Origin of the sequence: Alkalibacter rhizosphaerae, assembly GCF_017352215.1 — a bacterium.
Taxonomy (GTDB): domain Bacteria; phylum Bacillota; class Clostridia; order Eubacteriales; family Alkalibacteraceae; genus Alkalibacter; species Alkalibacter rhizosphaerae.
In genome coordinates this window covers 570651-585784 of sequence record NZ_CP071444.1, presented here as the reverse complement: position 1 = coordinate 585784, position 15134 = coordinate 570651, and the positions used below count along the sequence as shown (strand labels likewise).

The window sequence follows — 15134 nt, the reverse complement described above, 5'->3', positions numbered from 1 at the left end:
AATGGTAACAGCGTCATTGAAGTCCTCTGTTTTATTTGTTGGAATAGTAGTCTCTTTCTATTCGATTGTCGTGTTTTTAAAGATTTTGTTGACGCCGACGGAGTGGAATTCGATTCCGGAAACTCCGGTTCGGATCATGACGGCATCACCCTTTTGATAGACAGGGAATATGACGGCTTCGTCCATGACGATTTTTTCAGCATCTTTCAAAGCGTCCCAACGTGCTTCCAGGTCTAGAGCCAGCTCGCCTTTTTTTGCGGACTCGATGATGGCATCGTATTCGTCATTGGACCAGAAGCCGTAGTTGTTGGGGCTTCCTGTAGTCCACATGTCAAGGTAAGTCATGGGGTCTGCATAATCCGGGCCCCATCTGGTAAGACCTAGTTCAAAATCGCCTTGCTGCATGCGCTCTACACGATTTTTCTTCGGCATGGTTTGCAATTCGATGGTCAATCCCGGTAAATTGGTCTGGATCTCTGATTGCAGGAACTGAGCCACGTTCATGGCAGATTCCGTGTCTTCCACGATCATGGTATAGGTCAATTCTTCAACGCCCAGTTCTTCTTTTGCTGCATTCCAGAATTCTACGGCCGCAGCTTTGTCCATGCTCAAGTAGGTATCCGTGGTTTCACGGTAGTCTTTACCATCCGGACCGGTTGCCAACAGTTTAGGTACTGCGAAGTCGGCTGGAATGGATCCATCTTTAAGAATATTGTTTGCGATGGCGTCTTTGTCAAATGACAAGGCGATGGCTTTTCTCAAATTTAGATTTTCCAGTCCATCTACTGTTTGGTTTGGAGAAACGTACCACAGATAGCCTGCAGCAACATTGGTGAATTCCGGATCGTTCTGGAATTGCTCCACTTGCTCACCGGAAAGGTTGGCTACGTCCAAGTCTCCATTTTGATAGGAAAGCATGGATTGCTGTGCGTCTTTGATGACTTGGTATTCGATGCCGTCAAGAGCTACAGCGGCAGCGTCCCAATACTCTTCATTTTTTGCCAGTTCAATGGTGGTGGCAGCTGGCTCATAAGCGGTGATCTTGAAAGGTCCGTTGCTGATCAAGGTCTCCGGTGAAGTTCCGTAAGAGTCTCCTGCTGCGGTAAAGAATGCTTCGTTTACCGGGAAGAAGGATGGGAACGCCATCAGGGATTCGAAGTAAGGAACCGGAATGTCAAGTTCTACAACCAGGGTTTTTTCGTCTTGAGCCGTTACGCCCAGTTCTTCAACAGCCATTTCGCCGGAGCTGATCGCTGCTGCATTTGTTACTCCTGCAATCTCCATGATGAAAGCGTATTCACTGGCAACAGCCGGATCGACCAGGCGTCTCCATGCAAATACAAAATCATTAGCAGTCACAGCTTCGCCATTGGACCATTTCGCATCTTTCAACGTGAAAGTGTAGGTTTTGCCGTCTTCGCTTTTTTCCACGGAATCTACCATGGCTTCGATGGGATTACCATCGGCGTCGATGGAGTAAAGTCCTTCTGTGATGGCTGCGATCACTTCAAATGAAGTACCATCCGTTGCGATTTGCGGATCCATGGAAGCAACTTCCACGTTGAACTGCACTCGCACAACGTTTTCTCTTTCTGCTCCGCCGTTGTCTCCATTATCTGCCGGATCATCTCCACCGCCACATGCCGTGGTTGCGATCAGCAGAAAAGACAAGAGCAATACAGTCAAGAGTGCTTTCTTTCCTTTAAATCTTTTCATATTTTCCCCCCCTGAGAAATTTTTTGATTACCGTATTTTAAACGATACAGTTATTGAAATATTCTGTATTTTCAATCAGTAATCTTTTTTAATTATATAAATTGCTCAATTAGAAGTCAATTTAATTTTGGTAATATGGAAATAAATGGCATGGTTAAAGGAAGGGCAGGCATTAGTGTTAAATTTGAAAAGAGCGAATTTAGCGACTTGCAATTTACAATACCCGTGTAAATTGATATACTTGATACAAAATGATTGGATAATGCAGCAGAAAGGCAGGGTTGTATGTGACATCGAATGATATGGATTATGATACTGCTCCGAACAAGACCTTGGATCGATTCTTTCGTGATTACTGGTTGATCATAGTAAGTTTTGTGCTGTCTTTTTTTGTGTTCTACATCTTTCGCTTTTCGGAGGATCTCATTTATCAAGTTTACATAGCCGACAGGTACTTGATCTTTCACATGATCATTGAATATGCCTCCATCATCATGTATGTTGCCGCTTTTTTGCTGGTATTTTATGTTGGGGACAACGACAAGAGACTGCGGATGAAGATCACTGCCGCCATGCTGCTTTTCGTTGCGTTTATCGATTTTTGGCATACTTTTTATTATGACGGCATGCCCGGAATATTGACGGCCAGTTCCGTCCAGTCGGCAACATCCTTTTGGATCATTGCCAGAATGGGGTTTGCCTTTGGTATCTTGGCGGCTTCCATGACATCCATGAACAAACTGGTAAAAAAACCGGCAGGTATAGCCATGGCCCTGCCGCCTGTAAGCCTGGCCGTTTTTTTTCTTATTTATATCAGTTTTTTTTCCGACTATTTTCCAGCCATGTTCGTGGAAGGCGAAGGACTGACACTTACCAAGCAAGTGTTGGAATATGTGGTGATCGGGATAATGCTGGTTGCATTGATTTTATTGCTGAAGGAATACCATGTGGCCAGACGACGATCCTTGGCACTTTTCATCGCTGCGTTGATCGTCAGCATTTTTTCCGAACTGGCCTTTACCAGCTATGCCAGTGTCTATGACACCTATAATCTGCTTGGACACTTGTACAAGCTTGTAGCCAGTTATATGATCTTTAAAGTTATTTTCATATTCAACATTTATTACCCGTACGAGGAACTGAGCAAGGCAAAAAAAGAAATCGGGAAATACGCAAACAACTTGGAAAATCTGGTCCAACAGCGCACCATCGAGGTGCAAAAGGCAAATGAAGAGATATTGAAAGACATCGAATACGCCAAAAGCATCCAAAAGGCAATCATGCCGGACAAGGAGATGGAATTTGATGTCATTCGATTCTACAGCGAATATGTGCCTTTTGAAAAAATCGGCGGCGATTTTTTCGGCGTGGAGGATCTGAATGATGAATACATGGGTTTTCATATTGGCGATGTGGCTGGTCATGGGATCCCTGCGGCCATGATGACCATTTTTATGAAGCAGAGCATCATCAGCAAACGGGTGTACCAAAGTGGTCTGAATGATGTTTTCATGCCAAACGTGGTTTTGCGCAATCTGTACAATGAGTACAACGATACGGATTTCCCATATGAGATGTATGCTGTGATGATCTACGGTCTGATCCACAAGCAGACCAGGCAGATGACCTTTTCTTCTGCTGGACTAAACACCCTGCCGGCCGTGATTCGAAACAAGGGAGGTGTGTCCTTTGTTGAGCATCGGGGTTTCCCCATTTGCAAGTACGGCAAGGATTACGACCCTGGATTTACGAATTACACCATTGCCCTGGATCCAGGCGACAAGATCATGTTTTATACCGACGGGTTGCTTGATGCCAGAAACTCGAAAGGAAAAGCTTACGGAGAGCAGCGACTCTTTGAAGCCTTGGAAAAAAACAAGAAAGCCACGCCCAAAGAGATCTCCGGATCCGTTTTGAAGTCTTTAAAGAGTTTTTCAAAAGACCAGGAGTGGACAGATGACGTTCATTTCTTTATTATGGAGATAAAGTAAGGGGTCTAGGTCGACAAAAGGGAGGCACATCATGAAAAGACGGGTTTTGTTTTTGCTTTTAATGGTCTTTTGGGCAGCAAGGGTGTTGGGGAATTCCACTCCCGTTCGATGGGAGGATTCTCCCATCTCCGTGTTGATGAGTGTGGATCCGAATACTACTATTGCTGTTACGGAAGAAGTGCTGACGTTTGATTTCACCGAAGAAGAGCAGACCGACTTTTCTTACAAAGGCCGGGTGGAAGCTTCTTATACCATGATCAACACCGGATCTGAAAAGGTGAACAGTTCCATGGCCTTTCCCATCATAGGTTCCATTGCAGAAAGTTTGCAGGACGACGTTCAATTGACTGCAGACGGGAAAGAGGTGGATCATGCGACGGTCTATGGAGATCGGGTGGATGATCTGGATGAGGTGTTTGCGGACTTGTCGGTGGAGACCATTTTGGGACAGCTGGATGGGAACGATTACAAGCCGGAGAATTTCGACATGGAATCTGCAATGACCTGTTACACATTCAACGTGGAAACACCGCTGGAGGCCATGGATCTTGAAGTGAGTTGGCAGGACAACGGCAACCAGTCTCATTTTTCCCAGGGGTTCAACGGGTACCAAATTCGGGAGGATGGAGGACGAACCGCATCGTCATGGATTCGGAATGATGGGATTGGACTGAAAATCTATTCTTTGCAGAATGATTTGAATTTTACGTATTCCGGAGAGGTATTGGAAGAAGGGAATGAAAGGCAAGCAACGGATGCCTTTACCGTTTCTCTGGAAAAAGAGGAATTGCCCATGGATGCATTCATTGTTGAATTCATGACGGCATCCAGTTATGGTGGCTTGCCAAAACAGACGGTCTTGGACCATTTGGATTTTTATATAAAAGAACTGGATCGCAGCTTGGACCATTCACCTGCAGTTATTACTGAAAGCGACGTGGAGCATATTCTTTCAACGGAACGGTATATCATTTTCGTGTACGACGTTCCATTTCAGGCAAACGAGATCCAAAACAGCACGATCACATACAGTACTAGCGGGATCATGGATCGATCCCGTACGGTCACACCTACTTACACATATCAGTATCTTTTGAAACCAGCGGAACACTGGAAATCCTTTCAAAATTTGACCATAAGGGTCCTGCCCCCCAAGGAAGCTCCCTACATGATCGACAGCAGCATGTCATTTGAGAGGTCGGAAGATGGAAATTACATTGCAGCTGCACAAGAGTTGCCAACAGAAAATTTGCAGTTCACCCTTTTTGAGAAAGAGCAGATCGGTACTTCAGACCGAATAAAGGGATACATCAACAACCATCTCTACGGGTTATTGATCTTTGGTGTGCCCCTGGCAGGGTTGCTGGTTTTGGGGATCCTGGCAAGGATGCTGATCAAAATATGGAAAAAATAAAAGTTAAGGAGGAAGGGTTCATGATTCGAGATTTGATCCTTAAAAACCGTACCTATCGACGTTTTTACCAGGAGGTGAAGCTGGACCGGGAAACCATAATGGAGTGGATCGACCTGGCAAGGCTTTCTTCATCGGCTGCGAACAAACAGTCCTTGAAGTACATCATATCCACAGACGAAGAGAAGAATGAAGAAATTTTCAAGAACATTCGATGGGCAGGTTATTTGAAGGATTGGCCCGGACCGGAAGAAGGGGAAAGGCCAAGTGCTTATATCGTCATGCTGGGGGATCGAAGTATCAGCGAAAATTACTTTTGGGATCCGGGGATCGCATGCCAAAGTATTCTTTTAAGCGCCACGGAACAAGGATTTGGGGGCTGCATGTTCGGCAGTGCCAATGAAGAGGGGATCCGAGGGGTCTTTGCCATTCCACCTCAATACGAAGTGATCCTGGTCATCGGGTTGGGAAAACCCAAAGAAACGGTGGTTCTGGACGAAGTGGAAAAAGATGGAGACATCAAGTACTGGCGCGATCCGCAACAAGTCCATCATGTACCCAAGCGCAAACTGGAGGATATCATATTGGATCTATGATCAAGGGAGGTGCTTGATATGGAAAGAACCAACATGGACAACATCGATACAAAACTGTATGGCAACAAACATTTGGACATTGCCTATGGCAACCATGCGGATCAAAAGATGGACCTGTATTTACCGGAGAATGGAACTGGACCTTATCCAGTCCTCATTTTTCTGCATGGAGGGGCCTTCATGTTTGGAGACAAGCAGGATTTTCAGGTTCGACCCTTTTTAAAGGGATTGGAACGAGGGTATGGAGTGATCAGCGCAAATTATCGTCTGGCCGTAGAAACCAAGTATCCGGAACCACTGTTCGATGTGAAAGCGGTAGTGGCCTGGGTCAAGGAGAAAGGGAGAGAGTTCGGGCTGGATGGCCAGCGGATCGCCTTAGTGGGAGAATCGGCAGGTGCTTATTATGCAGTGATGGCTGCAGCCACCCAGAATCGCAGGGAATTTGACGGATCCAACCCGCCGGATACGGTAGTCCAAGCCGTCGTTGATTTGTATGGACCCACGGATTTTACCATGATGAAGCCCCATTTCGAGGAAAGCGACGTAAAACCGCTGGGTTTGGACGATCTGGGGGACCTGTCGCCGGAAGAAGTGCTGTTGGGGGCTTCCTATGAGCAGATATTGGGCCTGTTCCGCTTTTCCAATCCGATCCTTTATGTGGATGAGAACATGCCTCCCATCCTGATCCAACATGGGAAAATGGATGGAGTGGTACCCTACCAGCAGTCCACGATCCTTGCGGAGGCCATCAAGAAACAAGGCGGCAAAAATGAAGTGACATTGGAGTTGTTTGATGAGTTCGAACATGCAGATCCTGCATTTGAAACGGATGAAAAAATAGACCGAATTTTTCGGTTTTTAGACAAGCATCTCAAATAAAAAGGAGAGGGCCCTTGACAGGGGCCTTTTTCGTCTTTATAATTAGCTTAAATAAACCTATGAAGTAGAGATCAAGCCGTTATATGCGCCTACAGAGAGCAAGGGGTTGGTGGAACCTTGCGGAGATGCAGATCGGTAAATGGACTACGGAGGGTGCGGTGAAAGACCGGAAGGTCGAGTATCCAAAACGTAGGTCGGCGTTAACGACAGGAAATGTGTTGGCATTTCCAGGAAAATTTTATGAATGATTAAGGTGGCAAAACAGATAAGTTCTGTCCTTATATTTAAGGACGGAATTTTTTTATTGAAATCTGCTCCCTTCCTCATTTGTCCAACAAAATAATAAGGAAAGAGGGAAAAAAATGAAAAAAGCGGTATCTGTTCTTATTGTTGGCATGTTGATCTTGGGGTTGTTTGCAGGTTGTTCCGATGACGGAGCAACGGATAAAGGCAGCGGGGAGAAAATATATCGGATCGGGGTGGTCCAACCCATGGATCATCCATCCCTGAACCAGATCCGTGATACGATCGAGGAAGAATTGAATGACCTTGGGTATGAAGGCAAGGTGGAACTGGTCTTTGAAAATGCAAACGGGGACATGAGCTTGCTGCCCACCATCATGCAGGAGTTGATCAACAGCCAAGTCGACATGATCGTGCCTATCGCAACGCCTTCCGCACAGGCAGCGGCGGCAACGACGGAAACCATTCCCATCGTATTTTCGGCAGTCAGCAACCCGGTGGAGGCAGGGTTGGTCACATCCTTTGAAAATACGGACAAGAATATCACCGGAGTATCCAATTCCATCGCCATTGAAGATATTTTTGAATTGGCTGGGGTGTTGACTCCGGAAGTGGAAACATTTGGATTCATCTACAACAGTAGCGAGATCAACTCTTCCGTGGGGATCGAACGGGCAAAAGCGTATTGCGAGGCCAATGGGATCCCCTATCGGGAAGCCACCATCACCGGTACGGCGGATCTTCAACAAGTGGCCTCTTCCCTGGTGGGCAGTGTAGATGCATTTTTCACTCCCAACGACAATACGGTGGCCAGTGCCATGGCGACCTACATGCAGGTGGCCATGGAAGCGAAGATCCCAACCTATGTAGGTGCAGATTCCATGGTTGCAGACGGGGGCCTGGCGACAGTGGGCATCGACTATACCGTATTGGGACGACAAACGGCTGCCATGATTGCAAGGATCATGGACGGTGAGGACATCAATGAAAACCCGGTGGAGCAGATCGCGGAATACGCCAACATGATCAATGTAAAAACGGCGGAAGCTCTGGGAGTGACCATACCGGAATCGTTAAAAGAAGATTTCGTCTTGATCGGCGAGTAGAATTTCAACCATCTTGCATAAAGAAAGGAAATATATATGACGTTGCTTGTTGGCTCCATACAACTAGGGTTGCTCTACGGGGTGATGGCCCTGGGGATCTACATTACATTTCGCATATTGCAGCTCCCGGACTTGACGGTGGATGGAAGTTTCTCCCTGGGTATGGCGGTGGCTGCCGTGATCACGGTAGCCGGTCATCCGGTATTGGCATTGATCGTTGCTGTGTTGAGTGGAGCCCTTGCCGGATTGGCTACCGGACTATTGCAGACCAGACTGGCCATCCATCCCATATTGTCGGGGATCCTGGTCATGACTGGACTTTATACAGTGAATCTCTTCATCATGGGCGGAAGGGCCAACTTGTCCGTGATGGGAAATACTACAGTCTTTACCCAGTCAAAGACTTTGGTTGCATTGGTGGTGGCCTTGTTTTTGACCATCCTGCTTGCAGTGTTTTTTAAAACCAGGTTTGGTTTGGCCATTCGCGCTACCGGGGATAATGAAGACATGGTCCGGTCCTCGTCCATCAACGCAGATTTGATGAAATGCGCCGGATTGATTCTGGGAAATGCCTGTGTAGGACTTGCCGGTGCCTTGATCGGCCAATACCAGATGTTTTCCGACGTCGGCTCCGGCAGCGGGATGGTGGTCATCGGACTGGCTTCCGTCATCATCGGGGAGACCATTTTTGGAAAACGGGGAGTAACGATCGGTCTGGCATCTGCAGTAGGCGGTTCCATCCTGTACCGGATCATCATCGCCTTGGCATTGCGGGTGGACTTGTTCCCATCTTACGCACTCAAGCTTATTTCTTCCGCCATCGTCGTCATCGCATTGTCCGGTCCGTCCCTGCGGCGGGGACTGGAACAACAGCGGGTACGCCGATCCGTGCGGGAACACCAAAGGAGGTTGGATTCGGATGCTTCGACTGGCGCAAGTAAGTAAAACATTTTACAAGGGGACCATCAATGAGAAACAGGCGTTGAAAGATCTGGATCTACATTTGGAACCGGGAGATTTTGTCACCATCATCGGCTCCAACGGGGCAGGGAAGTCCACACTCTTCCATGCCATCGGCGGAAGTTTTCTGGTGGATACGGGAGCCATCGTGTTGGACGGAAAAAACATTACAGCCATGCCGGAATACAAGCGTTCTTTCGACATCGGCCGGTTGATGCAGGATCCAATGAAGGGGACGGCCCCTTCCATGACCGTAGAGGAGAATCTGGCGCTGGCACATACCAGAAAGGCGAAGAAAAGTCTTTTTGCCATCAATAAAAGAGACACGGAGGTTTTTCGGGAAATGTTAAGTCGCCTGGAGCTTGGTCTGGAAGAGCGGATGAAAACCAAGGTGAAGAATCTTTCCGGAGGCCAAAGACAGGCAGTGACCCTGTTGATGTGCACCATTGCATCTCCTAAATTACTGTTGTTGGATGAACACACGGCTGCCCTGGATCCGGCGACGGCCGTGAAGATCATGGACATCACCAGGGAAGTGGTGGCTGAGTCCAACATCACAACCATGATGATCACCCACGACATCCGATCCGCACTTTCGGTCGGAAATCGCACCATCATGATGGATGAAGGGGAGGTCATTCTTGACATCCGGGGAGAAGAGAGAGAGAATATGTCGGTGGAAAAATTGTTGAGTTATTATTCGGCAAAGAAACACAAGCAACTGGCGGATGATCGCATATTACTGGCATGAAAAAAACACCCGAAAGGGTGTTTTTTAATGTGATTCGGACATTTCAACATGATTTCGGACCACTTCACAGGAAGCTTGGAACAACGCCTCTTCTTCTGCCGTCAAGTCCAGTTCCAGGACGGTCTGGATGCCGTCTCCACCCACTATGGCAGGTACGCCGATGGCGATCCCCTCCTGGCCGTAGGCACCTTCAAGGAGGCAGGACAGGGGTAAGATCCGTCTTTCGTCGTGGAGGATGGATCCCACCAGGTCCGCAACGACGGAACCGATGCCGAATTCGGTGGAATTTTTACCGTTGATGATGTCCATTCCGACGGTTCGCGTTCGTTGGAGCACATGATCCAGATCCAGTTTGCCATAAGATTTTGGGTATTGATCCATCAATGTTTGCAGCGGAAGTCCGCCGATCTGTACATGGGAAAAAGGGATCATGCTGGAATCGCCATGTTCGCCCAGACTGTAGCAATGGATGGATGCAGGATGTACTTCTAATTCCTTCCAGAGGATCCGTTTCAGGCGGGCGGTATCCAGGGAAGTGCCGGTACCCAGTATGCGGCTGGTCGGCAGATCCACATGCCGGTGCATGTAGGTGGTGATCACGTCCACCGGATTGGAAATGCATACCAGGACCCCGTCGAATCCGGAACCGTTCAGTTTTGGTACGATGTCCTTCATCACCTTGATGGAATCCCCCATGGTGTCAAGACGTGTCTGCCCCGGTTTTCGGGGAACACCAGCGGCTAGCAGTACGATCTGGGCATCGGAACAATCCTGGTAACTCCCGGAGCGAAGGACCACAGGATGGGGCATGAACGACAAAGCATCGGTTATATCGTCGGCTTGAGCTGCGGCTTTCTTTTCGTCGATATCGATAAAAACGATCTCCTGGATCGATCCTCCCATGCTCAAGGCATAGGCGCAGTGGGAGCCGACGTGACCGGCGCCGATGATGACGACTTTGTTTTTGTTGGATGATCGTGGCATATTGTTTCCCTCATTTCTTGAATATTCAGGCTACAAGCTATATTATACTATAAGAACCGTTAAAAATGTTGGGAGGGTTGTCATTGAACGCACTGGAATCGGGAATGCAACTGGTAGCTTGGTACAAGAACAACGCAAGGCGTTTGCCCTGGCGGGACGACCCTGCACCTTATAAAACTTGGATCTCGGAGATCATGCTGCAACAGACAAAGGTGGATACGGTGATCCCTTACTTTAAGAGGTTTATGGATGAGTTGCCGGATGTGGATTCCTTGGCGTCTGTTGACCAGGATCGGCTCTTTAAATTATGGGAGGGCCTTGGATACTACACGCGCTGTAAAAACCTCAAAAAAGCGGCACAAATCGTTATGCAGCGGTATGGAGGAGAACTTCCGGATGATTACGCATCCCTCTTGTCTCTGCCGGGCATCGGACCTTATACGGCCGGTGCCGTCGCTTCCATTTCTTTCGGTTTGCCGACACCTGCAATAGACGGAAATGTACTGCGGGTCATTTCGAGGCGATATGGCATAAAGGAGAATATCGGAAAGATTGCTGTAAAAAGGAAGATCGAAAGCCTGGTGTTGGACATGATGCCAAAGAATGAACCCGGGACCTTCAACCAAAGTCTGATGGAATTGGGAGCTCAAGTCTGCATCCCCAATGGCAAGCCCCTATGCCAAGCTTGTCCATGGGAATCGAGCTGCATCAGTTACAAAAATGGATGGATCGACGAAATCCCGTATAAAGATAAGAAAAAACCCCGCCGGACAGAGGCGAAAACCATCCTGGTGGTGGTCAGCAACAATTTGGTGGCCATCCAACAGCGTATAGAAGGTGGGCTGCTTTCGGGCATGTGGGAGTTTCCAAACACGGAAGGGAAGATGGAGGATGGGCAGGTGCAGGAATGGGGAGGAAAAAATAGTCTCCATACAGTATCGGTTGTTCCAATGGGTGAAGCAAAGCACTTGTTCAGTCATGTAGAATGGCATATGATCGGCTATCTTGTAGAAGTGAACGATCCTGTCCATGTCCCGGGATGGCAGTGGGCCACCCTGGAGGACTTGGAGCATCGCTTTGCCCTTCCATCCGCCTTGGACCACTACAAGTCAATGATTTTGAAATAGAAAAAGCGCCACACTTTGTGGCGCTTTTAACATCCTTACTCCATTGCTTTATGGTATTCCTGGAGAGATTTGACAGGCTCCGGATCCGTATTGAACTTTTGAGATTCGATCCCCTTGACGCTGGCCAGGGCCGCTGTAACAGTAGTGATGTAGGGCACCTTATGTCGGATGGATGACTTTCGAATGAAACTTCCATCACTTTGGCTCCGTTTTCCCGACGGGGTATTGATGACCAATTGGATCTCCCCATTGGCGATGGCATCCAGTATATTGGGTTTGGTTTCAAACAGTTTGTTGATCTCTTGAGCGTCGATGTGGTTATCTTTCAAGAAGGCGTGGGTTCCTCCAGTTGCCTTGATGTGGAATCCGATCTCGGCAAATTTTCTGGCTACCGGCAACACGCTTTCCTTGTCCTTGTCATTGACGCTGATCAGGACGGTGCCTTCTGTAGGCAAGGCAGTTTGGGTTGCTTCCTGGGCCTTGTAAAAGGCTAGTCCGAAGGAGTCGGACAATCCCAACACTTCCCCCGTACTGCGCATTTCCGGGCCCAGGATCGGGTCGACTTCCGGAAACATGTTGAAGGGGAATACAGCTTCCTTGACGCCAAAGTGAGGCAGTTCCTTGTTTTTCAAGCCGGAAATAGGATATGCTTCCTGGTCCAGTTCTTTCATCAAAATGGCTGTAGCAATTTTTGCCATGGAGATATTGCAGACTTTCGAGACCAGTGGAACCGTTCGGGAGGCGCGGGGATTGGCTTCCAGTACGTAGACTTTGTCGTCGGATATGGCGTATTGCATGTTCATCAACCCGATCACGTTCAGCTCCTTGGCAATTTTCTTGGTATACTCGTTGATGGTTTCCTTGTGCTTGTCTGAAATGGATATGGGTGGAATGACACAAGCGGAGTCGCCGGAGTGAATGCCGGCCAGCTCGATATGCTCCATGATGGCAGGTACAAAGACATCCTTGCCATTGGAGAGAGCATCCGCTTCTGCTTCTGTTGCATTCCCCAAAAATCGGTCGATGAGGATGGGACGCTCTGGAGTGACCCCGACAGCAGCTTCCATGTATTGTCGAAGCATGTTGTCATCGTGGACCACTTCCATGCCTCTGCCGCCCAATACGTAGGACGGTCGGACCATGAGGGGATAGCCGATCCGCTGTGCAATGGCTAGGGCTTCCACCATGTTGACCGCCATTCCCGATTCCGGCATGGGGATCTCCAATTTCTCCATGATCTCCCGGAATCGATCCCGGTCTTCCGCCAGATCGATGGTGTCTGGAGAGGTCCCCAGGATGGTCACTCCCAGTTCTTCCAGCTCCTTGGCGATATTCAGGGGCGTTTGTCCGCCAAATTGGACGATGACGCCCAAGGGTTTTTCTTTTTCGTAGATGCTTAGCACGTCTTCCACGGTCAAGGGCTCGAAATACAACTTGTCCGACGTATCGTAATCGGTGGAGACCGTTTCCGGATTGCAGTTGACGATGACTGTTTCGTAGCCCAGATCCCTCAGGGAAAAGGCGGCATGGACACAACAGTAGTCGAATTCGATGCCCTGACCGATCCGGTTGGGTCCGCCTCCAAGGATCATCACTTTTTTGTTGCTGGTGGCCGTGGTTTGATCCGGTGCATTATACGTGGAAAAATAATAGGAGGCATCCTCCACGCCACTGACCGGCACGGCTTCCCAGCCCTCCGTCACGCCCAGTGCCTTTCGCCGATTTCGCATTTTCGTCTCTGTTGTCTGGTACAACATGGCCAGGTAACGGTCGGCAAAACCGTCTTTTTTTGCCTGGATCAACAATTCGTCGGGGAGATCTTCCATGGTATGTTGTCGGAGCTTCTCTTCCAGCATCACCAGTTCTTGCATTTGTTCCAGGAAGTAGCGTTTGATGTGGGTGATCTGGTGTAATTGATCCAGATCGGCACCTTTTCGGATGGCTTCATAGAGAATGAACTGTCGTTCGCTGGTAGCCTCGGCCAAGAGGGCCATCAAATCTTCCAAAGGACGCTGGTGAAAATCTTTCGCAAAGCCAAGGCCGTAACGTCCGATCTCCAGGGAACGGATGGCCTTTTGCAGCGCCTCTTTGTAGTTTTTCCCGATGCTCATGACTTCGCCAACGGCTTTCATCTGTGTGCCAAGAACATCCTTGGAGCCTGGGAATTTTTCAAAGGCCCATCGGGCAAATTTGACGACGACGTAGTCTCCGGAAGGAGTATACTTGTCCAGACTTCCATCTCTCCAATAGGGGAGTTCATCCAAGGTGATCCCTGCCGCCAATAAAGCAGAAACATAAGCGATGGGAAATCCGGTGGCTTTGGACGCCAGAGCGGACGAACGGGATGTTCTGGGATTGATCTCGATGATGACGACCCGGTCTGTTTTTGGGTCGTAGGCGAATTGCACGTTGGTGCCGCCGATCACTTCGATGGCTTCCACGACTCGGTATGCATAGTCTTGCAGCCGTTTCTGCAGGGATTGAGAAATGGTGAGCATGGGGGCGGTACAGAAAGAGTCGCCGGTGTGCACGCCAATGGCATCTACATTTTCAATAAAACAGATGGTGATCATTTTATTGTTGGCATCCCGTACCACTTCCAGTTCCAGTTCTTCCCAACCCAAAACTGATTCTTCGATCAAGACTTGTCCCACTCGGCTGGCAGAGATCCCTCTGGAAGCAATGACTTGAAGCTCTTCCTTGTTGTATACCAAGCCACCACCGGTTCCACCCATGGTGTATGCCGGTCGAACAACAACAGGATAGCCCAGTTCATTGGCTATGGCTTCTGCTTCTTCTACAGAATAGGCAGGAGCACTCCGGGCCATCTCAATGCCAAGCTTGTTCATGCTGTCCTTGAATGCGATCCTGTCTTCCCCGCGTTCAATGGCATCCAGCTGTACTCCAATGACTTTTACACCATATTTGTCCAGGATCCCGGCATTCATCAGGTCGATGCTAAGGTTCAAGGCCGTTTGTCCACCCAGATTCGGCAACAGGGCGTCCGGTTTTTCCTTTGCAATGATGGCTTCCAGTCTGGAAACGTTCAATGGTTCGATGTAGGTGACATCGGCAACTTCCGGGTCCGTCATGATGGTGGCCGGATTTGAATTGACCAGTACGATCTCATACCCGAGACCTCGCAGGGCTTTACAGGCTTGTGTACCCGAATAGTCAAATTCACAGGCTTGACCTATGATGATGGGACCGGATCCGATAATCAAAATTTTATGGATATCTGTTCTTTTCGGCATGATTTCCTCCATTTGTTTTCCTTTTTGTTACGTTGTATATTATCACAACAATCGCATAAAAATAAACAACAAATGTGTTTTTATGCTGATAAATTTCCTTTTGTTACGGAAAAGCA

11 protein-coding genes are annotated in these 15134 nt (G+C 48.4%); 8 read left to right on the top strand and 3 right to left on the bottom strand.

Going from position 1 to position 15134, the window contains the following annotated elements; translation table 11 throughout:
* Positions 1 to 57: 57 nt before the first annotated feature.
* Complete coding sequence (locus tag J0B03_RS02895; protein WP_207300372.1) at positions 58 to 1716, bottom strand: peptide ABC transporter substrate-binding protein; 1659 nt, start codon at positions 1714 to 1716, stop codon at positions 58 to 60.
* Positions 1717 to 2003: 287 nt separating this feature from the next.
* Between J0B03_RS02895 and J0B03_RS02890 the strand changes: the two genes are divergently transcribed.
* The 7 genes from J0B03_RS02890 (at position 2004) to J0B03_RS02860 (ending at position 9653) form a co-directional block, all read left to right on the top strand.
* Positions 2004 to 3707 carry an MASE3 domain-containing protein gene (locus J0B03_RS02890; protein WP_207300371.1) on the top strand — a complete coding sequence of 568 codons (1704 nt, stop codon included), beginning with the start codon at positions 2004 to 2006 and terminating at the stop codon, positions 3705 to 3707.
* A 31-nt stretch (positions 3708 to 3738) separates the two neighbouring features.
* The gene (locus tag J0B03_RS02885; protein ID WP_207300370.1) at positions 3739 to 5121 is read left to right on the top strand and encodes a hypothetical protein; all 1383 of its coding nucleotides are present in this window, start codon (positions 3739 to 3741) and stop codon (positions 5119 to 5121) included.
* A gap of 20 nt (positions 5122 to 5141) precedes the next feature.
* Positions 5142 to 5714, top strand: coding sequence for a nitroreductase family protein (locus J0B03_RS02880; protein ID WP_207300369.1), 573 nt, complete (start codon positions 5142 to 5144; stop codon positions 5712 to 5714).
* 18 nt (positions 5715 to 5732) lie between these two features.
* Positions 5733 to 6593 carry an alpha/beta hydrolase gene (locus J0B03_RS02875; protein WP_207300368.1) on the top strand — a complete coding sequence of 287 codons (861 nt, stop codon included), beginning with the start codon at positions 5733 to 5735 and terminating at the stop codon, positions 6591 to 6593.
* Between the two features lie 362 nt (positions 6594 to 6955).
* Positions 6956 to 7942: an ABC transporter substrate-binding protein gene (locus J0B03_RS02870; RefSeq protein ID WP_207300367.1), complete on the top strand. Its 987-nt coding sequence runs from the start codon at positions 6956 to 6958 to the stop codon at positions 7940 to 7942.
* A gap of 36 nt (positions 7943 to 7978) precedes the next feature.
* Positions 7979 to 8887: an ABC transporter permease gene (locus tag J0B03_RS02865; RefSeq protein WP_207300366.1), complete on the top strand. Its 909-nt coding sequence runs from the start codon at positions 7979 to 7981 to the stop codon at positions 8885 to 8887.
* On the top strand, positions 8862 to 9653 hold the full coding sequence (locus J0B03_RS02860) for an ABC transporter ATP-binding protein (RefSeq protein ID WP_207300365.1): 792 nt from the start codon (positions 8862 to 8864) through the stop codon (positions 9651 to 9653). Before J0B03_RS02865 ends, J0B03_RS02860 begins: the two co-directional genes overlap by 26 nt.
* Before the next feature lie 24 nt (positions 9654 to 9677).
* Here the strand turns inward: J0B03_RS02860 and J0B03_RS02855 are convergent, their stop codons facing one another.
* Positions 9678 to 10637 (bottom strand): L-lactate dehydrogenase, encoded by a 960-nt coding sequence (locus J0B03_RS02855; protein WP_207300364.1) that lies wholly within the window; start codon positions 10635 to 10637, stop codon positions 9678 to 9680.
* Between the two features lie 83 nt (positions 10638 to 10720).
* Here J0B03_RS02855 and mutY point away from each other — a divergent pair, with 83 nt between their 5' ends.
* Positions 10721 to 11764, top strand: coding sequence for an A/G-specific adenine glycosylase (gene mutY, locus J0B03_RS02850; protein WP_246798172.1), 1044 nt, complete (start codon positions 10721 to 10723; stop codon positions 11762 to 11764).
* A 35-nt stretch (positions 11765 to 11799) separates the two neighbouring features.
* Here mutY and carB read toward each other — a convergent pair whose 3' ends face one another.
* Positions 11800 to 15018 (bottom strand): carbamoyl-phosphate synthase large subunit, encoded by a 3219-nt coding sequence (gene carB, locus J0B03_RS02845; protein ID WP_207300363.1) that lies wholly within the window; start codon positions 15016 to 15018, stop codon positions 11800 to 11802.
* Positions 15019 to 15134: the final 116 nt, after the last annotated feature.